This is a genomic window from Suilimivivens aceti (assembly GCF_025567405.1).
Classification (GTDB): Bacteria; Bacillota; Clostridia; order Lachnospirales; family Lachnospiraceae; genus Suilimivivens; species Suilimivivens aceti.
The window spans coordinates 26,160-47,286 of record NZ_JAOQKJ010000004.1; the positions used below are offsets into that span (position 1 = coordinate 26,160).

At 40.2% G+C, this 21,127-nt stretch carries 18 protein-coding genes and 1 pseudogene; 2 read left to right on the plus strand and 17 right to left on the minus strand.

All coding sequences use genetic code 11. The features are described from left to right. Window positions 1-12: 12 nt before the first annotated feature. A pseudogene (locus OCV77_RS16635) lies at window positions 13-183 on the minus strand (replication initiator protein A); the annotation flags it as partial. A 123-nt stretch (window positions 184-306) separates the two neighbouring features. After that, window positions 307-570, minus strand: a complete 264-nt coding sequence (locus OCV77_RS05360; protein ID WP_262573916.1) for a hypothetical protein — start codon at window positions 568-570, stop codon at window positions 307-309. Between the two features lie 431 nt (window positions 571-1,001). Here OCV77_RS05360 and OCV77_RS05365 point away from each other — a divergent pair, with 431 nt between their 5' ends. After that, on the plus strand, window positions 1,002-2,339 hold the full coding sequence (locus tag OCV77_RS05365; RefSeq protein ID WP_262573918.1) for an MATE family efflux transporter: 1,338 nt from the start codon (window positions 1,002-1,004) through the stop codon (window positions 2,337-2,339). On the opposite strand, the gene OCV77_RS05370 is transcribed toward OCV77_RS05365, so the two are convergent. After that, window positions 2,312-3,196 (minus strand): helix-turn-helix domain-containing protein, encoded by an 885-nt coding sequence (locus OCV77_RS05370; RefSeq protein ID WP_262573920.1) that lies wholly within the window; start codon window positions 3,194-3,196, stop codon window positions 2,312-2,314. The two genes, OCV77_RS05365 and OCV77_RS05370, sit on opposite strands and share 28 nt — an antisense overlap. On the opposite strand from OCV77_RS05370, the gene OCV77_RS05375 reads away from it, so the two are divergent. Next, complete coding sequence (locus OCV77_RS05375; RefSeq protein WP_262573921.1) at window positions 3,139-4,020, plus strand: IS3 family transposase; 882 nt, start codon at window positions 3,139-3,141, stop codon at window positions 4,018-4,020. The two genes, OCV77_RS05370 and OCV77_RS05375, sit on opposite strands and share 58 nt — an antisense overlap. On the opposite strand, the gene OCV77_RS05380 is transcribed toward OCV77_RS05375, so the two are convergent. From OCV77_RS05380 to OCV77_RS05445, 14 genes are all read right to left on the minus strand, one after another. Beyond that, window positions 4,006-4,323: a helix-turn-helix transcriptional regulator gene (locus tag OCV77_RS05380; protein WP_055274060.1), complete on the minus strand. Its 318-nt coding sequence runs from the start codon at window positions 4,321-4,323 to the stop codon at window positions 4,006-4,008. The genes OCV77_RS05375 and OCV77_RS05380 overlap by 15 nt on opposite strands. Before the next feature lie 31 nt (window positions 4,324-4,354). Next, the gene (locus tag OCV77_RS05385; protein WP_262573923.1) at window positions 4,355-6,223 is read right to left on the minus strand and encodes an ATP-binding protein; all 1,869 of its coding nucleotides are present in this window, start codon (window positions 6,221-6,223) and stop codon (window positions 4,355-4,357) included. Between the two features lie 506 nt (window positions 6,224-6,729). Beyond that, window positions 6,730-7,983, minus strand: a complete 1,254-nt coding sequence (locus tag OCV77_RS05390; RefSeq protein WP_262573924.1) for an RNA-binding domain-containing protein — start codon at window positions 7,981-7,983, stop codon at window positions 6,730-6,732. 650 nt (window positions 7,984-8,633) lie between these two features. After that, window positions 8,634-11,612, minus strand: a complete 2,979-nt coding sequence (locus tag OCV77_RS05395) for a TOTE conflict system archaeo-eukaryotic primase domain-containing protein (RefSeq protein ID WP_262573925.1) — start codon at window positions 11,610-11,612, stop codon at window positions 8,634-8,636. A gap of 5 nt (window positions 11,613-11,617) precedes the next feature. Further along, window positions 11,618-12,349, minus strand: coding sequence for a metallophosphoesterase (locus OCV77_RS05400; RefSeq protein WP_262573926.1), 732 nt, complete (start codon window positions 12,347-12,349; stop codon window positions 11,618-11,620). Further along, window positions 12,346-13,296, minus strand: a complete 951-nt coding sequence (locus tag OCV77_RS05405) for a helix-turn-helix domain-containing protein (protein WP_262573928.1) — start codon at window positions 13,294-13,296, stop codon at window positions 12,346-12,348. The genes OCV77_RS05400 and OCV77_RS05405 overlap by 4 nt, the downstream gene beginning before the upstream one ends. A 407-nt stretch (window positions 13,297-13,703) precedes the next feature. Continuing rightward, window positions 13,704-14,621 (minus strand): serine hydrolase domain-containing protein, encoded by a 918-nt coding sequence (locus OCV77_RS05410; RefSeq protein WP_055263063.1) that lies wholly within the window; start codon window positions 14,619-14,621, stop codon window positions 13,704-13,706. Between the two features lie 106 nt (window positions 14,622-14,727). Beyond that, window positions 14,728-15,756 (minus strand): glycoside hydrolase family 172 protein, encoded by a 1,029-nt coding sequence (locus OCV77_RS05415; RefSeq protein ID WP_262573930.1) that lies wholly within the window; start codon window positions 15,754-15,756, stop codon window positions 14,728-14,730. Window positions 15,757-15,899: 143 nt separating this feature from the next. After that, complete coding sequence (locus tag OCV77_RS05420; RefSeq protein ID WP_262573931.1) at window positions 15,900-16,373, minus strand: hypothetical protein; 474 nt, start codon at window positions 16,371-16,373, stop codon at window positions 15,900-15,902. An 11-nt stretch (window positions 16,374-16,384) separates the two neighbouring features. Next, complete coding sequence (locus tag OCV77_RS05425) at window positions 16,385-17,137, minus strand: hypothetical protein (protein WP_262573932.1); 753 nt, start codon at window positions 17,135-17,137, stop codon at window positions 16,385-16,387. 205 nt (window positions 17,138-17,342) lie between these two features. Next, window positions 17,343-17,543: a helix-turn-helix domain-containing protein gene (locus tag OCV77_RS05430; RefSeq protein WP_262573934.1), complete on the minus strand. Its 201-nt coding sequence runs from the start codon at window positions 17,541-17,543 to the stop codon at window positions 17,343-17,345. A gap of 825 nt (window positions 17,544-18,368) precedes the next feature. Continuing rightward, complete coding sequence (locus tag OCV77_RS05435; protein WP_262573935.1) at window positions 18,369-19,439, minus strand: GGDEF domain-containing protein; 1,071 nt, start codon at window positions 19,437-19,439, stop codon at window positions 18,369-18,371. A gap of 34 nt (window positions 19,440-19,473) precedes the next feature. Further along, window positions 19,474-20,415 (minus strand): gluconeogenesis factor YvcK family protein, encoded by a 942-nt coding sequence (locus OCV77_RS05440; protein ID WP_262573936.1) that lies wholly within the window; start codon window positions 20,413-20,415, stop codon window positions 19,474-19,476. Between the two features lie 26 nt (window positions 20,416-20,441). Continuing rightward, a complete protein-coding gene (locus OCV77_RS05445) occupies window positions 20,442-21,116 on the minus strand; it encodes a hypothetical protein (protein WP_118797889.1) in 675 nt (224 codons plus the stop codon). Between the last annotated feature and the right edge of the window lie 11 nt (window positions 21,117-21,127).

Sequence of the window (21,127 nt, forward strand, 5' to 3'; positions counted from 1 at the left end):
GGCGCAAATTGCAACATTTCCATACTTGTCTATCCAACTATTCATTCTCGATATCCGTGCTCGGTCATACAAAATCATATAAAGATATTTTGCAGTTTGAGAAATTCGCAGTTTTAGCAAAAACTTCGGAAACTGGAAGTACTGAATCATCTGCTCAGACTCCTTCATGTATTCATATTTCATTCTTTTCTCGCCTCGTTTCTGTTTCTAACTGTTGTAAAAATCATTTTTATGCCGGCTCAAAAAATGTCCTTACACATATTCAAAAGATGAAGGGCATAAATACAGGCTCTTGATGAAAATTTTTTATTTTTCCTGCAAAAAATACCCTTTCATTAATACGAAACGCTGAGAGGCATTTTTACAGCCCCCTGAGGAAATTTTTTTATTTTTTCGGTTAATTGAATACTTAAAAGCAAAAAAACACTCACCTATTCCAGGTGAATGCCTTATCAAAATTTCCTTATTTTGTTGTCTGTGACGCTTATCCAGATATGCCTGCATATCTGCTAAAATATAATTGCCTGCAATTATATTTTCACGTGGGTATGGGGACGTAATCCCAATCAAGGTCTGCTACTCGTAAGTAATACAAAATTGTCAAAATGACAATACTGTAATACACGGGTGGATCTTGCTCTGGTATTTTCTCCTCATCAAATCGGTTTGTGATATTTGGATGCTACTCTAAAAATATTATGATGTTCACTAATCATTATGAACTCTTATCTTTTAAGCATATTTTTATTAGATTTATATGTCATTTCATGATAGAATTAATTTTGAAGAGGAGGTATTATTATGGACTATTTATCGGCAGCAAAAATGAGATATTATTCAAAAGATAACTCTGAAAACATCATAAAAAATTTAAACAAGAAACTTTCTGCTAATATTTCAGCATAGTAATGTCATAGAAAAAGTATCATTTCAGTAGTAAAATACTGGCTAAAAGCAGACAGTATTTGGAGAGTACCGTTTAGACATCAGGAGGTAACATAATGGGTAAGAACACGACAAATGATATGACGCAGGGAAACTGCATGCGTTTACTGGTACAGTTTTTTCTGCCGATCCTGGCAGGAAATCTGTTTCAGCAGTTATACAGCTTTGCAGACTCTATGGTGGTGGGAAAAGGAATTGGCGATACGGCACTTGCAGCAGTCGGAAATACCAGTTCCGTACATTTTCTGATCATTGGTTTCGCAATTGGGCTGACAGGAGGATTGGGAATCTGTATTTCTCAGTCTTTTGGAAGTGGCAATTATGAAAAACTTCGTAAGGAGCTGGCAATGTCTGTCTGGATCTGTCTGGCTATTGGGATTGTGATCACAGTGGTAAGTCTGGCCTTCATGCGGCAATTATTTACATTTCTCCATACACCGGAAGATCTGATGACGGAAACACTGCAATATTTCGGAACAATTCTTGCGGGAACCACCATTACAATTTTTAATAATTTTGCCATGACACTTCTGCGTTCCGTCGGAAACAGCCGGGTGCCTCTGGTTGCAATGATAATTTCCGCCATTGCTAATGTTCTGATGGATCTGTTATTCGTTTTTCCGCTGCATATGGGTGTTTTGGGCGCAGCGTTAGCCACTGTTCTGGCACAGGTTCTGTCTGCGCTTTACTGCTGTTACTACATAGGAAGGGAAAAAAATCTGATCCCGAAAAAAACGGACTGGAAACCACAGAGTGTGATCATCAAAAGACTGACATTGAAAGGTCTACCTGTTGCCGTTATGAATTCTGTCACTGCAGTGGGTGGAATAGTATTGCAGACATTTGTCAACAATATGGGAACAAGCTATGTGGCTGCCTATGCGGCATGCACCAAGATCCTCAGTCTTTTTGAACAGCCGGCAAATACAGTGGGCCTGGCACTTCTTACTTTTGTGGGACAGAATTATGGTGCCGGAAAAAAGGAGCGGATACGTACCGGTATCCGGGAAGGAGTTATCCTGACGATCCTGATAAATATTCCACTGGCTTTGATGTTGCTGTGTATTCCTGAGTTTCTGACTTCTTTCATGTTGAATGATGCGTCGATTATTTCTTACACAAGAGATTTTCTGGCGGTTACAGGCATCTGTCTGTTTCCTCTGGGATGGCTGTTTGTGTTCCGCAACGGGTGTCAGGGCATGGGACATACGTTTGTTCCGATGCTTTCAGGAGTCCTGGAAGTGTCTCTTCGAGTGGTCATGGTAAAGCTGCTGACTCCATATCTGGCTTTTCGTGGTGTTGCTCTGGCAGAAGTATCTGCCTGGATCGGCGCCTGGATCATGTTGATGATCACTTACTGGATCTATCAGGAAAGAACGGATTCTTTTCGGTAAGTCTGATGAGAACATCCTACCTTGGTGCGAAACTGTCGATTGAAATTTGAAAGGTTATGAAATCCGGTATCGAAAGCAATGTCGGAGATACTGCGATCCGTATTGCGCAGAAGGTCGCATGCTGATCGGATACGTACCTGATTCAGATATTCAATGGCTCCGAGACCGAAATTCTGTTTGAAACAGCTCATAAAGTAACTGCTGCTCATATGAGTGATCTTTGCCAGCTGCTCTATGGTGACAGATTCAGAATGATGTTTCTGTATATAAGTGAGAACAGGCTGAAGTGTTTCGGTCATCCGGGATTCTGTCGAAACCGTGTGTTCGGTGCAGAGTCCCGGTGTCGATGCCAGCAGATAAAATAAGCGAAGCAGTTCGCTTTTCAGTAACAGATCAGACGTTGCAAGATTTTTGTGCGCACACTGCATAATAGTCCGGACCGAATCATGGAGTTCATGATACCCCGGGGGTTCCTGAGATACAGGGACCAGAACTCTTCGTCTGGAAGAAAAGATCGGCAGCAGAATATCTGTATAACAACGGTCATCGTAACTTCCCACCAGCATATTCTGATGAAAAACAATGGTATCATAAAAAAAAGAGCTGTGCTCATCCGACATGATAGCATGAAGGACGTTGGGCTGGATCAGAAAGATGTCTCCCGGTTTGGCAGAGATGGTCTGATCCTCGTATTTGAAAAAACCATTTCCAGATTTTATGTAATTTAATTCCATTTCACTGTGCCAGTGCAGCGGTACACTCGTAAAATAATCCGGTATACCGCAGTCATAGTAACTGTATGGAACCTGAATGGATCCGTGCTGGCACTTTTCTTTTATCGCATAAAGATTCTGCAAAGGTAGAGGCTGCCAAAGTAACCGGACGCCGCATCTCTATCTCCGGAATGCTGAAATTTTTAGGCGTGTCCCGCTCTGAATACAGATCCTTTCTTCATCGAAAGGTATCTCCTTCCCGTCAGCGAAAAGATGCTGTTAAAAAGGAAATCCAGAAAATATATGATTATTCAAAACAGAATTACGGTGCCCCTAAAATTGCTCAGGAACTACGTAAATCTGGTGAAACCATCAGTCAGCGCACCGTAGGTAAATACATGCGTGAAATGGGCATTCGTGCCCAGTGGACCAAACCGTGGACTACTACCACCAGAGATTCTGATTTTAGCATGGAACTCCACAACATTCTCAATGAACAGTTCAATCCAGAACGTCCTAACGCTGTCTGGTGCACAGATATCACTTATATCTGGACGCAGGATGGTTTTGCATACCTTAACTGCGTTATGGACTTGTATGCCAGAAAAATCATTGCCTGGACTCTTGCAGACACTATGGAAGTATCTACAGTTATCGAAACAATCAACAAGGCAAAAGCCTGTCGTAATACTGATTTACCACTTATTATCCATTCAGATCGTGGTAGCCAGTATGTTTCAAATGCGTGGCGTAAATCCACAGAAAAGATGCAACGAAGCTATTCTCATAGTGGTTATCCTTACGATAATGCTTGCATCGAATCTTTCCATTCCTTAATCAAAAGAGAATGGCTTAACAGATTTCATATCATTAACTACAAACATGCCTATAGGCTTGTATTTGAGTATATTGAAACCTTTTATAATAATGTCATTGAACTTGTAGTTCAAAAATTATGCTGCATTTAATTCTCTCATTTTCTTATAGTAGGTATAAACTCTTCTCTCCTGATCCGTAAGACATGCATCCATTTGACTTTTTGTTCTTCCAGCATTTCCGCAAACAATTGAATCCATAGGAACTTGAAGCATTTTGCTAATTGCATACAGATTATCGACTGTTGGCATACTAACGCCATCCAACCATCGATAAACACTCTGCACACATCCAAACCCTAAATATTCTTGAATATCTTTTGGTTTTACTCCTCTCATATCCATAATTCTTCGAAGATTAACACCTGTTTCTTTTTTATTAATTGTTGGAAACATACTATCGCCTCCTTTGCACTAAATTCTTGTTCTACTCAGTTCTTACACATACTTTCTTCCCCGAAAAAGCAATTCCAAACTTCAAGATTTCCGTAATTCCATCCTCTTTCATTTCAGAATCGTATCGCAACTCACCAATTTGCTTTAATGCTTCATTAGACCATTTTTCAAGCTCAACATCGCTTAATTTTTCTTTCCACTTTAATTCCAAAATAATACCAGGATACCTTTTTTCTCTTGGAATTAAAGAAACATCAAATCTGCCATCTCCAGATTCTCGGTTCGATTTAATCTTATACTGATTATCCATTAATGCTATTAATCCTAGCATCAAACCATGATAAAATCCTTCAGCTCCACCATCGAAGAAGCTAATTGATTTATCCATATATTCCCCAATAGCGCTCTGCAACTTCTTGTAATCATTGGCATAAAGACTTTCTGCAATCTTATTTGCTGTAGTCCTTGTAATTGCTCCAGTTTGCAAGAAATGTGACAAGATTTCACTCTTATATACAGCTGCAATCTCTCTATTTGGAATTGATACTTCACATAAATATGAACCATCTGCTTGCAGTTCCTTTTTAGGAGTTTTCAAATAGCCAGTAACCAACAATAAGCTATAAATATTTGCTGGATCCTCCGCAAGCGATCTATACACCACATTTTGATCAATTCTTGCAACTACTCTTTCTCCTTGCAAAAGGTCATATAATCTTTCTGTAATATCATCTGTAGCCACTCTTAGTACATCATCAAGGATTTCATTTTTTCCTGTATTTACCCAATATGCTTGAGGAAGGCATCCCTTGGAAATATAGTTGATTACAGACCATGGATTATATATTTCTTCGCTACCAAACAAATATCCATCGTACCAGTCTTTAAGTTCCTCCTCTTTATCTGATACTCCATAGTAACTGAGCATTGCTTTCACTTCAGATTCTGTAAATCCAAAAAAGCTATCGTATTCTTCATCCATTACGGAGTTCACTGTTAAATTATTTAGACCACTAAAGATACTTTCCTGAGCAATACGCAAAATTCCTGTTAGGAAACCATAGGATAAATTCTTATTATCCTTAAATGCTCCTGAAAAGAAATTTCTCATGAATCCAATAATTTCATCGTAGAAATCCTTAGAGTATCCCTCTTGAATCAGAGTATCATATTCATCAATAATGATTACTGGAGCCTTATCATAATGTGAAGCAAGCATTTTAGATAGTCTTTCTAGCGAAGAAGTAAGCTCCACTTCATTAGCTGTAGCGCTAATAATCTTTGTAAAATACTCCTTCTCATATTGTGAGAGCTTATCACTATTTAGTAGCTCTTGATGTCTTCCATACTCTTCTTGAAGTAGTCCCCTTATTTTATCTATTGTTGCGTCCCAAGTATCAAATTTAACATCCTTAAAAGTTAAGAATATGACTGGATATTTTCCTTGATGTGAACGATACTCTTCTCCACATTGCCAAATATTTTTATCGACAAAATACTTACTAGTATTCTTATCTGATATTTCAAAGAACACTCTGAGCATATCCATATTCAAGGTCTTTCCGAATCTCCTTGGTCTCGTAAACAAAGATACCAATGGCTTTTGATCCAAGAATTCTTTGATTAATAACGTCTTGTCGACATAGTAATATTCTTCCTGCGCACGAACATAGTCAGAGATGCCGATTGGTAATGATTTAACTTCTGCTTTCGCAACCATATTTTTCTTGATGTATTTTCCATTAGACACTCTTCCATCCATTGGCTTTGGAGAGTCGTCTGGAATTAACCAAGATCCTTTTTCTTTTATTGCACCCTGTATTCTTCCTTTTTTGCACATGTCATTTACGGAACGTGGAGAAACATTCCACTCTAAAGCCTTTTCTTTACAAGTTTTCATATATATATCAGCTCCTGTCATTCGCAATATTATTCCTCATCTTACGCAAATTATACCTCAGTAAAACACAAAAAGTCAAATCAATTCGATATTTTGCGTTTAATTATTGCGTTTGCTTAATGTTTTGCGTCTTGTATTTTTCGGCACTTTTATTTTGGTTTTTTCAGCCCACAAACTTGTTTGTAGCATATTACTCAGACAAGTTTAACTCCACTGAAAAAGGACCAGCCCAGCTGATCCTCTCCCTCTATCACATCCCCATTTTCCTTGTCTTCAAGTTCCATGTCCACCCCTACAGTTTTAGCTTCTAATAAGCCTCTCCCATCCCCGCAAGAGTGTTATTTTTGTGTTATTTTTTAACCTCGCATACCCGCAAGCCCTTGCTATTACTGGCTTTCTAGAAGAAACGACATAATCTGCCGTGGCAGATAAATAAAATTCTTATCATATGATTTTCTCCTTGTGTTATTGAAAGATTGTGTAATTTGAACCCTCTATGTTCTCAATCACTTAATGATATATTTTGTTCCTCTGCCTTTTCCTTCAACTGCAATCACACCCTTTTTCTCTATAGCTTTCAGTAATTGTGTTGTTTTTGATTTGCCAAATGGGACATATGGTGCAATTTCACTTATTGGTTTCAGCATCGTCTTACTTAAAAATTTGTAAATCACTTTTTCGTCTTCGGTTAAATTGACATTCGTTTCAAATATCGGTAGTACAATTTTTATAGCATTTTCTGACACTTCAAATTCTGGTTTTATCAAACTCTCTGCATACAGTTGTTTGATTCGTGTAATTCCTGTTCCAAATATCTCTACTAATCCCAGTCTGTAAAATACATTTGCAAGATTTCTATTTCTTAAAATAGATAGTTTACCTGATAAATATTCTTCTGCCGTTATTCCAGCCGGCAATCCACCAGGAGACACTACTTCTATTCTATCATCAAACATAGAAACTCTGGTGTGTGAATTAATATCCCATACCCTATGAATCAAAGCATTTGCAATTGCTTCTCTGAAAGCTACTTCCGGTATTTTCTCTACCATCTTTCTGTCAGCCCCCTGTATTACTTCATATTGGTAATAATCTCTAAATACAGCAAGTGCTTTTTCATATATTTCTAAAACCGATATATGTTCAAACGTTACTCTTTTTTGAATAATACTGATATTCTCACCGAACTTAACAATATCAATTCCTGAAAAATGATTTTTATCTGCCAAAAGTCCCGCTACATTATTATAACCATTTATATTGTCATACAGGTTCAATGTCTTTAAAGTATCTTGATTGAAAGTTTCAATGTGAATATTTTCTTTCAGTTTACACTGTAAAATTTTAAAAGATAGCTCCTGATCTTTACAAGGTAATTCTTCGAAGCTAATATTTTTTCCATCTAATACAAGCCTTGAAAATTCCAATGTATCTACCTCTATCGTTGCTGTATCATTTCGTTTGTATGCTTTTGATTTATATAAATACGGTTTTTGAAGACCACTTTTTACAGTAAGTTTTATCGTCTGGTCATTATTCTGTATTTCAAGTGTATAGTTTGGTTGAGGTGATATACTGTCATTGATTTTATTTTCGATATCCAGACAGGCCTGTTTTACATCTAGCAATCCTTTCACATTTCCATTATCATCAACCCCAAAAAGAATTGTTCCACCATTGTAATTCGAAAAGGCACTAACTGTTTTCAAAAAAGTATTCGTAATCGTTTCCTTGAATTCTAATATTCTTGTTTCACGCATAGTAATCGTTCCCTTTCCAACCATAATGATTATATTATATGCAAAAATGTGCAAAAAATCAATCGTATTTTTTTACGATTGATTTTTTAATTGATTTTGAGTGTAGTATTATTTTTTGACCAACTGAATTATGACAACTTTTTTAATTATTCCGATTCGGTCTTCCAAAGGTATAAATAAGGTGTAAATTATTTGTTTCTATCTAGAAAATCCTACAAAATCTAGTCTTTCTCGCCATACTTTAAATGTTGCCGTGGCAGATGAAAAGTACTTTTATCATTCCTTAAAAACTCCTTGAAAACACTGATTTTCCTTGATTTTACGCCACTTTCTAAGATTTGTCACGATAGAGTGTTTTATGCACTTTTGTTGCATATTGTGGCATAAGTTCGCATATTTTGTCATCCAAATTTAGTAAAAATCTTAGTAAAATGTCTGGATTTTTTGATTTTACTAAAGACTTTTTCACTTAGGTTTTCTTTTAGTTGTATGTATATTTTTTAAGCCATTTTTGCAAATTTGCCAAGTTCTTCCCTGGCATCCTCTGCTCCCAGATGCGTATAGGTATTTAACGTAACACCGATATCAGCATGTCCCATAAGATACCCTGCTAGCTAATATCCAATATTTAATTTCTTTTGCGCACATACTTACCATTCCTGCAGTTCTGCTTCAGAGCCAAATGTCATCTCAAGAAGCTCTGCTGCGATATCTTTACTGCATACCCGCATCAGATTGTCCTCGGCATCTTCCTTTGACAGCAGATTCACACTTCCATACCAGACAATCTCATTATCGATTACGGCATAATGCTCACAAGTCTCTTCTACAAGCCTGATTTCAAAACCGGCTTTTCGAAGTCTCTCCATAAGCTCCATCCGGACATCATCTTTGCCATATTTATAGGCATCCGGATGCCATGTAACAATTGTTACCTTAACTCCCAACTCCCGCCGCTTTCCAAGCATGTTTATAATGCGATCCACTTTTTGATTATTTAACCTCGGACTTGATACAACGACCGCGGAATTAGCCTCCTCAAGATCCTTCCAATAAGTTTCTGCATAGTTTTCAATATCATAGATTGCATTTGCCTTCTGCTTTTCGCCGTCCAAATTAACGCAAAGTTCATATCCGATCTTTTTATATGCCTTCAGCCTTGCTGAATACATTTTATCGAACTTTGGAATATGACTGTCCACATAATCATAGACGATGACATTTTCTTTACCATCATAATCCCTGTTAAGTCGCCCGACATACTGCTCCACAACATTTTCTCCTGAAACGGGAGTCGCCATGAACAGAGTATCAAGTCGCGGAAAATCGAAGCCCTCTCCAAGTAAAGAGCCCGTTCCCACAAGAATAAGACTGTCCGAATCATCAACTTTATTCAGTTCTTCCACCTGTGCCCTGCGCGCTTTCGTTCCATTTGCCCCCGTTAGCAAGATCAATCGGTCAGCATATGTCTTAAGCCTTTCAGACAGCTTCTTGGCATGATCAACATATTTCGTCAGTACTACCGGAGTTCTTCCAGCTTGCACACAGTCCGCCACATCCCTGATAATCTGTTCGTCACGAACATCATTATTCCTTATCAGTTCATAGGCATCATTACCATATGGTGTTTTTGACAAATGATGCGGCTTTACTGTCCGGGTAAATCGGGGATATACCAGATGATTAATATTCTGCTCCTCGGCTCTGTCTTTTGCTGTAAACCTATACCTGATAGGGCCGAGCAGAAATTCGTTTATCTTTTCCTTTCCATCACCACGTTTCGGTGTTGCCGTCACGCCATACACATACTTTGCATTTATCTCCTGCAGCACTTCTATCGCGCTATCCGATGCTGCGTGATGGCATTCGTCAAAATATACTTGAGCATATTCTTTCAGCTTCGGATGAAATCCATCTTTTTTCTTAAGAGAACGTATCATGGCCACATCCACTATTCCGGTCAGTGTATCATGCGCTCCTTGAAGATTTCCAATCAATGATTTTCTTTTTCGTGTACGCCCGGTCTTTGTCTGATATTCAGGTAGTTCTTCATCAATATCCAAAAACTCCTCCAGACGCTTAATCCACTGGTTCATCAGATCTGCCCTGTCTACAAGTATTAAGGTACTTATGCCTCTTCTTGCGATCATATCACAGCAGACTACAGTCTTACCAAACGCTGTTGCGGCGTGCAGTATCCCGGTTTCATTTCCAAGCATAGTTTCCACAGCCGGAATCTGTGATTCACGCAATTCTCCCCTAAACGAAATATTGAGTTCCTGCCCTTTGGTTCTCTTGTCTTCAATCTTATAACTGATCCCCGCATTATCAAACTTCTTTAGAATTTCTTCCCGAAGTCCGCGAGGCAATACAATATATTTTCCTTCGTCACTTCCAAGGTAAATGAATCTGGATTCATCGTAATTTGGCATATCCATAGCCTGATTCTGGAAATACTGCTTGTTTGAAAATGTTGCCATACGGCGAAGCTGTCTTTTTGTCTTATTGGACATTCCTGTTGAGTCTATGTAAATGCGGTCAGCCAGCACGATACGCACCACGCCCTTAACACTGCCTGCTTCAATCTCAGAATTCTTATCCCATGGCGCATCAGTACCGTTGTCTTCGCTGGTGAATCCCGTACTGTACCATAAAGAAAGATAGTCCTCTATCCCCTGTCTGGTCAGTCGCCTTGTCCCGGCAAGAACATTTAACTGATCTTCATATGCGTTCCAATTTTCATCAATAAAAGCACTGTTTCCGGACTTCAAGGCCATTCCTTGTAAAGGAAGTGCAATAACATTTCCAAGTCCGCCCTCAGGAAGCACATCCTGCGTCGGTATCATGCGATCATAATATTTGAAGGACTTAAGATTGACGGATTCAGCTCCTTTCTCTAGCAACGCAAAGCCAAATCTTCTCGCCAATCTGGCAGGAACCATTTCCTTGAAGAATATCCAAAGATGCGCACCGCGTCCCGACCTTGACCGTTCCACCACCGCGTCCACATCCAGATTCTTACAAATGCGCCGCAAAGCATTTATTTCTTCTTTCCAGCCATCATCAATATTCGCATAATCTTCCTGCTCCGCTCCTTTTGCATGGTTATCAAAATCAAATACAAGTAACTGACAAAGGTTATTTTCAAGCATCGGATATATCGCCACGACATCATTGCCATTTGGATCTGTCCCATTCATATGCGCCTTTATCAAAGGCAGGGTAACCGGCTTGTATGCCCTTAATTCGCAATCCTTACAACGAACTCCATCCTTTTTCTGTATATGGCAGCCACGATCCCAGCGGTTAAAGCACTGCGTATAATACCCGTTCTTCCCCGTTTTTGGATTCGTATAACGAAGATCATACACATTCTTCCTTCCGCGGCAGAACATCATAAAGAAGTCACTTGCAATCTTATCCGTAACATCAAATTTCTTAATACGAGCACCCTGATCAGGATCATACAATTCCACAACTCCTCCAGCGTCGCCTGACACAATATCCGCATACGAAACACCGGCTTCTTCCAAACGCTCTTTCAGAAGTCGGTTTTCATCCTCCAATGCCTGTATCCTGGATTGTAATGATTTGATTGTATCTGAATATTGTTGCGTAGGTTCCTTCATCCTTATCACACTCCCAGTTTCCCCATAACCCCTATCTTCTCGTATTTTCCGGTTTCCGAATCAATAACCATCATCGCAGACTCTCCAATCTGTCTTCCGTCTCTATAGGTAGAGAACACATCTGTCGATATGATGCCGTCTTTTTCAAATATCCTCTCCACCGGAGTATGCCCTACCACCTGTTTGTATATATCTGCTCTGAATATCTCTCTGGTCTCATACTGTGGTCTGAACCATAAGGGTGATTCATCATTCCAGAGATAATCATGTGGAGCATCGTTTACCGCTGCAATAACTTCCTCTATATCAGCATCCAGCAGATCCTTGTTAAGCCATCTTAGGAAATCAGCTGTAAGCCCTCCATGTGAGAAAAGCACATTGTCAATCCGATGCATTATGTTTATCTGTACCGGACTCTTAAGGCGGTTCTCAAGTTCTTCAAGCTTTGACATTACCGTCCTCTCGGCATAGGGAGAATATCCGGTCTCAAGTCTTCCCCACGAGTAGCTGACATCATGATTACCGTAACACCAGAGAGTATCCGGATAGTCCTCAGCAAATGCGATTGCCCGATCAAATGTTTCTTTATATCGTTCTATCTGAAATTCCATATTCCAGTCATCCGGCATATCCATCAGGCACACAGCCCGATCCGCCTTACCGTCTTTTATGATTTTCTCTGCCCTGTCAAATATCCACGGTTTTAGATGAATATCCGGTATTACAAGTACTTTCATAATTCCTCCAGCAGTTTCTCAACACTCATTTTTATTCTTTCGTCTTCGTTACCTTTGAATGTACATGCAAGCGAAACAGGATCAACACATCCTTCTCTTGCAAAATAAGAAGGATTGTATTTCCATAATTGTACCTTCAAGCAGTCGTCCGGGTCTTCAGATCTGGCATCCACAATTTCCAACTGGTCAACAACTTCCTCGCCCTTGTAGATTGCCCGTTCCTCAATTCTAGGCGGATTCAATTCTGACTCCTGACTAAGAGCGGTTTCTCCTGCGCTAAATGATTCAAAGGTTGCTTCACATCGCATAATTGTAATCTCTTTCTGGACCGGATTAATCAAATATGCTTTTGCATTTTCATAATACTCTTTGCGTGTGTAATTTCTCTTAATAGCAATCTCTGTTCCGGATTTCATCTGGCGGATAAGTCCCATTCCCTCTAATTGGGCTGTTGCTCTTGTAATGGACGTTTTGGTAAGATTCAGCTTGTTCGCAACCTCACTTTTTAGCACAGATTCCTCATCTTCCATATATAACAATTCAAGGAACACCATCTGTGTTGCAGGCATCATCTTATCTGCCTTGACAAGCTGCTTGAGATACACATCCTGCAATACAATTCCCATAAATGGCAAAAATACATTTCCCGGCAAATCCACAAACGGAACTCCGCTTTTCACCAGCGCATTTCTCATGGATACGCTGTTTAACGCTACTTCATATGCTACCGGGCACTGCAATGCTTCCTCATACTTTGCTTTCTGCTTTTTCATTGCAGCAACACTTAGCTCCGTTTCCTTCATAACATCTATTATGGCAAAGTTAACACCATATATTTCAACCATCGTAATCTCACGCATAGTCATAAAAATCGGCAATGGTAATTTATTCTTGTATTCTGCTATTTTTACTTTGCAGCCGAAATACTGCTCTAATTGCTTTTGCATATGACGTCTCCTTGTAACATGTTTTTATATATGATAACATATTATTTGTTACTTTCCAATCATTTATGTTATTTTATTGTGATCAGCTTGGTTTTTATGCATGTTTAGGTAAGGTATACAATTATTATTAATAGTACAACCACATAGTATGTATTGCAGTCAAACATCATAAACAAACCGACATTTTTATGTAAACGAAAAGAAGTCCCCCATAGGAACTCCTTTCACCACAAATCATATTCTTTTTTATCGAGGGAAGTCCGGTTGATGATCCTACTGTTTTACAAAATAGGAGTACAATGGGGGTACAAATCCCATCCACATTCCCTAAAAGCCTTGATTTTAAGACTTTTCAGCCAAAAGTACGGTTTCTGGGCAAATTATAGCATATTGTTGCAAGTCTATTCTTACAATTCCATCAGAAAATGTTCATGCAGCGCACGTTTCACCTGATCGAAATTACCTCGCTCCGGACATTGGATGGAAACAACCAATCCCTTCTCTGGGAGAATCGTTGTAATCTGTCCGAATGCGCCATCAGCACGATAGGATCCTGGATATGGACTGATCCAGAACTGATAGCCATATCCTACATGCCAGAGATCTGCAGATGGCTCGAAGGTAAATTTCGGGGTGGACACCTCCTGCACCCAGTCCCTGCTGACAATCTGCTCGCCCTTCCAGTTACCCTCAGCCAGATAGAGCTGTCCAAGTTTCATCATCTCGGTACAAGTCAGATACATACCTCCGCCGCCATTCGGATGTCCCTGTGGATCATGCTCCCAGAGCGGCCATCCCATATCAAGGGGCTGGAATACCTTCTCATATAGATACTCTCCCATCCGCTTGCCAACGGCCCGTTCTACCATATGAGCAGCCAGAATACTGTCGGCAGAGGAATAGCAGAATGCACTGCCTGGCTCCACAGGAACCGGCTGTGCCATCATATATTTCTCATAATCCGGTGCGCCGACGCCCGGACGTCTGTCCGCATTCATCAGAAGTGCCTTACCAAAGCCACTGGACATGCAGAGCAGATGTTTCAACTGAATCTTCTCCAGATTTGGATCCGGATTTGAAGGAAGTTTATCTTTAAACACTTCCGCCACATGATCTTCCAGGCTTAGTTTTCCCTCTTCCATTGCGAGTCCAACTGCTGTTACCGTAAAACTCTTGGTATGTGAATAAATATTTCTCGGTGCATTTGCTGCGTAGTGCATCTCACAGAGTACCTTGTTCTCATCTCCGACACTGATAGCTTCCAGCGGCAGATTGTGGCTGCTGGCATAACGATGAAATTCCAAAAACTTCTCTTCCAGTAACATAATACCTCTATCCTTTCCGGCAAATCTCTGATGTCAGTCCGATATAACCGATGCGACGTGTCGCAAGGTTAAAACCAATCTATCTGACATCTCCAATCTGGTTCTATTATCTCATACACATCTCTGCATCTGTCGGCAGTGGCATCAGCGGTGCGGACGGCAGGGTCTGATACCAATAAGCAACACTGGTGTAATCATCGTAACGCGGTCCGGTCCAGCCCATGTTGTCGAGTGTCATACGAAACTTATTCTCAAAACGGATCGGGTCTGCAATATGGAAATGATACAGCAGGAATCTCTGCTGTCCGTTATAGAATTCCCGGTTGTCTCCATAGATTGCATACATGCCGGTATATAAGCCGCTGAAGGTCTGATAGCTCTTGATGATGATGTCATTTCCAAATCCATAGGAACCGCCGAAGTAGTCTTCAGTTCCGGTATAGTGGATAGACGGATACGGATCATCGTCCAGATACATGCGGGCTTCGCCTTCTACCCAACAGGTATTGTTGCCATTCATACCAGTTGCCAGAGTCACACCGACAAATTGTCCCCTGCCTTCGATTCCGTCAACGATTGTATAGGTACGACCCTTCTTAACCGGGTGCTCTTGGCGATAGGTAGCATGGAAATAACCAGCCTCCGCCGGAATCTCCTGATAAGCTCCGGTGATAATATAATAGAGATTTTCATCCTTGTCACCACGGTTTTCCATCGTGATCCGAGCTCTCTTATGGAACGGCATCTCAAAATAGCTGTTATAGCCGCGACCAGGAGCTACCAGCATCATGGCAGAATTCAACACCGGATATTTGCCATCCCGGTCCACGAAATTTTCATCATAGGCACATCCGAAGAATGCAGAGAGCGGAGCTTCCACAGACGGATATTCCTGATCATCCCAATACATACGGATGATAAAATGGTGCCCGACATATCCGGTAAACCACATATGCTGGATCACACCCGGTCCTGCAGCATCTACCAGAGTTACGGTTTCCCCTGCAGGAATCGTCACGGTCGGACGAAGCTTGGTGCAGTCACCGCCCTGGGAACCACCTGCGCGTACACCAGTTGGATTCTCTGCGGAAAATGCAAACGTTTTGGAGTTCTGGATCATACAATAGTTGTTCATATTCTTCTCCTCTCTGATCAAACCTGGATCATCTGAAATTATTGCTTACTACGCTATCGCGTTTCTCTATTCACTATAAATTCACTATAACATTTATCTCCCATGAAGTGACGGAATTACAGAATCATTCCGTCTGCGCCTTCTCATTTTCTTCCCGGATCACTAATAGCATTAGCCATTGCTTCAAACGTGGTATTTATGTGGATTACCGGATGATGTTGCTTTTCATTATACTCTTTGATCCTCTTCTCAAAAGTAGCCTTCTTATTTTCTTCCATTAATTCTGGAGCCAAAGTTATCATAACCTTATACTTCTCATCACCGAAGGCATTTAGGTGACGAAGCAGCTGGTCCTCATAGAACCAATCTGACATTTTTGTTTCTACTACTATCTTAAAACTCTCCTGCGTAATTGTTGCATCCGGAATGCTATCAACGCTCTTCTCTTGCAATGTAAAAATAATCTCTGGATTAAAGGAATCAGAAAAGTATTCTGATTTCAGAAATCTGAAAAATTTATCTGATGAGTAAGAATAAAGGCGCGAAAGTAAAAGCATCGTATTAGCTGTAGCCACATTCTCCTTCTCATGATATCTCTGAAAATAATGTATCTTCATGACCTATCACCTCACTTGCTCTTTCCGTAGTTATTAGGAAAATACTCTTTTCCAAGCTGCCATATGTATTTATCAATTTCCTTCAGGTTGTACTGTTCAAGATTATAGAACTTTCTAAAATCTATTAAGACACCTTTAAATCGAATATAGTCTTTCAAATCAACATTTGTGAATACAGAAAATCCATCCTTATCCCTGAAGTACTTCAGAACCTTCTCTACATAGCTATCGTAGATAGGGAATTCCAACGGATTGTGATGGCTGCAATATTTCGTAGCAAATGAATAAAAATTCTTTTCCACTCCATTGATAGTAACTTTCTGGATATCGCTGATTAAAGTAACATCTCCAGCTTTCAGTCTTGCATCAACATCCATAGACAATATATGTTTTGCCACCGGATACACCGAAAAGATATTTGTGCTATAAAAATCATTCAACGTTGATACCTTTATCAGGATATCTGAAATATCTGTATTGTTCGGGCATAAGCTAAAAAACAGCTTATCCAACGCGTCCTCCTGGAGATGATAGTTTTCCAGTGCATTCCACCGCTTAAGATATTTACCCACTTCATCAACAGTAGGCTGTGAAACCTGAACTGAGCCCTTCTTCTTTGTAATATACTTCATCGGTTCAACAGCTATACCTATCGCAGAACTGTCACCAAACAAAAATTCTCTAAACCTGCGTCCATGAGACATGTATCCGCCTACCAACTTGTTTGGATCACCTTTGGAATGTGCCCTCAGCGCTGACAGCATAGCTGCCTTATAATCCGCTTTAAAATTTTCAGAAAGGATATTGTTCCAGAAAACATCTACACCTGCATTCTTCCAAAGATAAAAAGCATCATTTACTGAAGTGTTAATGGTATTCTTGCTAAGTCCTTTTTGCTGTAAATATTTACGATATTCACTCCGAATCTGATCCAGCGACATATCTTTGGCTGTGTATATATTCATTGAATTATTCCTCTCTTTTCTGCGTTTTTATATAACGGCCACTTTTAATACGTTCATCATTAGGTTTTTCTGCATCAGCCGGAATAGCCCAATAGGAACCAATCTTTGTTGCACCTGGAATTCTATTTTCTGAACATAAGACCTGAATTCTCCTGACGGAAATTCCCCATTTTTCAGAGGTTTGCTTAATTGATAAATATTCCATAATGTCCTCTCTCAAAAAAGCACACAATACAATTTAACATTATTATATGCCAAACCACGAACAAAATCAATTATAGTTAAAGCAGCAAACCACTGGTCCACTGCTTATATTTCCTTCCATATACACGTATAATAGCACTTTATGTATCAGCAAACGTATACTCGACGTGGTAAATCCACTCAAAATTTGAATTATTATGCTGCCTCTATAGTATAGGTAGATTTGGAATAAGTGAACGCTTGATGCCTTTTAACGAAATTTAACGTTAGAAAGTTCAAATCGTTAATTTGTGTATTACTCCATATTATTGCGATTTTGTGCGCTTTCTTTTGATTGTACATATGCATCTTTTAGTTTTCTGAAACATATATTAACGGTATAAATCGTTTATTTCATTTACCGCGATTTGCGCCAGTTCAGCGGTTATATTCCGCATTATGCGCCAACACCGACTCGCTTGCCGTGGCACACAAATAATATTTTATCATGCCTTAAAACTCCTTGAAAATACTGATTTTCCTTGATTTTACGCCACTTTCTACGTTTTGCTGTGATAATTTGATGCGGTATCTGCTAAAATAAATAGAATCCTACATTATGGTAAAGTATAATGTAAGTATCACCAAACATCACTTCACCAAAGGAGGATTCTGTAATGAGTATAACACAAAAGACAGCAACAGCAGAGATTTTCAATGACTATAACAAGCGTTGTACCGCGAAACCTCTATTGATGAAATCAAATCCGGTTGAGCAACTATGCCATAATTCGGTACTTGCCGAATTCAAGTTTAATTTTCATTCTTATCCCCAGGATTTTCTGTGTTAATAAATGATCCGGTCCCGGCCATTTTCTTTTCCAATATATAAGCGCTCATCTGCTATGCTAATATTTTCATCCAGGCGAAGCTTGGTATCGTACTCCACAAGTCCGAAGGTCATGGTTACCCTAAGCTGCACCTCTCCATAGGTGATTGTAGCCTTGCGTACCGCATTTTGGAGATGTGCAAGCAGAATCTTTGCTTCATCCCCGTTTGCCCCTTCAAACAGGAAGATAAATTCCTCTCCTCCCCATCTTGCTGCCACACCATGTCCTTCCATCTCCTTTTTGAAGATATTCGCCAGTGTACGCAGTACTTCATCTCCACATTCATGTCCGTAGGTATCATTGACCTTTTTAAAAAAATCAATATCTCCGATGGCAATGGACAGAAAATCATCCGGATGCTCCACCTTTTTTCCCATATAATGCATCAGATAATGCCGGTTCCACAGCTTCGTCAGCGTGTCTGTATTGGCTGCCTTCTGGAGCTCATTGTTATATTTCATCAGTTTTCTCTCAACTGCCTGGGAGTCCTTGGAAAGCATCAGTCCACTTAAATAAAGCAGAACAAATACTACCACTGTTGTAAGCACCTGCAGAAAAATATCGCAGGCTCCATCAATCTGAACTATTTTTCCGTGTTCACGGCAGAAAAAATACAGACCGAGCCTTGCCGCACACAATCCCATCACTACCACACCCTGGCTCCACTTGCTTAAATAAGTAAAAAGCAGATCCAGCAGTACCAGTGTAAAAAGAAAGTGCTGAAGTCCACTGTCCCATCCGATCAGCATCACATTAAAGCAGACTGCTCCCAGCATAACGATATTATAAAGAATCAGTGCTGTCCTTGTATGATTCTCATAGGTTAAATACAGCAGATAACCATATATTGCAACAAAAAGCAGGTTACCGGCCATCCACCAGACATGATGTACCATTACTAATGTAACAGATATGATCAGCAGATAGATCATCATGACCAGTGCACTGATCCGAAGTGTGATCGGGCCATCTGCACTTTCATTTGGGTTTTCCACATCCTGAAACAGAATTTTTTTAAATTTTCCCATTTTCTATAGTTTCCTTATCCCCTGCTTTTCTCTTTTAACCTTCCATCAGATAGGAAAAAATCAGAAAAGCTGTTTTCAATGCATTGTGCCTGATTTTTTCATTCTCAATGCAGAAAATATCATCTTCTATGACCTGGACACCCATTTTTTCCAATGTATCATGATCAACCTGGACAATCCTTTTGTTCTCGGAGCTTAAATATCGTTCCCTGACCTCTTCATCCACGGTCCCATTGTTGGCAACTACAAGATCGATCTTTCTGGAACCAAGGTATTCATTCAGCACCTCCACATGCTGGCTGACAGACTGGATATCTGTTTCTCCCGGCTGGGTTACCAGATTGGATATGTATAAAAGCGGAGCCCTTGTTTCTTCAAGTGCATTTCTGACTTCCGGTGCAAGCAGATGGGGAATGATACTGGTGTACAGGCTTCCGGCACTGAAAATGATCAGATCTGCCTCTCCGATCTTCTCCTGTATCTCCTGCTCAATCTTAATATCGTGATCATAGGTCAGACGGCTGATATTCCGGATATTCCGGCTGACAGCCTCTTCTCCAAAGTATTCCTTTCCCGTGCTCTCTCCTACAAGATCTATCTTCTCTCCTGTCAGAGGAAGTACCGTTCCCTTGATATCAAGGAGCTTACACATATATTTGGTTGCCTCTGTCAGATTCCCCTTAAGATCAATCAATGCTGCCAGTACGATGTTTCTGACAGGATGTGTATTTAAGGATCCCTTCTGAAAACGATAGCTCAGGAGATCTATAAAATCCTCATCTACATTTGCCATGGAAAGAAGAACCTTTCCCACATCACCTACTGCCGGTATATTCAGTTCTTCCTTCAGCTTCCCCGTACTGCTCCCATTATCACTGACAGCGATCACTGTCGTCACATCGATCGGGAAAAGCTTTAAGCCGGACAGGATGCAGGACAGCCCTGTACCTCCCCCGAAAATAACAACCCTTTTCATAGCAATACCGTTGCCCCCTTTTATTGTTATTCCACTACCGTAAAGTCAACTACTGCAGCGGCACCATATTCCGCCGTTTTTTCCTTAAATATCTGATCTGAATCGGTATCGATCTCTTCATCATTATCAAAGGTGTTTTTCTCTCTTAAAAATCCGATGTAGGTTGCTGTGCCATTTTCATCAAAGGATTCCATAACAGAGTCCTTCACCATAACACCCTGGGTTTCTTCAGATACAAAGTAGCTGCAGAATTCATGATTTCCTGCTGTATATAACACATGGTCTGCATATCTGACCGGATAAGCCGTGTCACTGCCGCCAACGACAGTAGCAAATCTCACCTTTCCATTCTCCTTCAGATAAACATATGCCATCATGGCCGCTGTGCTTCCATTATCATCATATGTCTGATCTGTGATCAGAAGAACGTCTCCCTCGTATCCTGTCAGTGTTACATAAGCATATGCCTGTCCTGCTGTCATATTACTGATTAGTTCATCATAGGAATCAAACTCTGTCTTTCCTGCCTGTTCCTCTACAAAAGAGTTCGGAATATCACTTGGTATTTCCTCATCACCGGACACTTCTTCTGTCTGTACTGCTGTCTCATCTGTTGCGTCTGCAGCTGGCTGCTTTCCACATCCCGAAAGCATCATCGCTGCCATCAGCACTGCGCTGATTCTCATAGTCCATTTTCTCATTTTCACTCTTC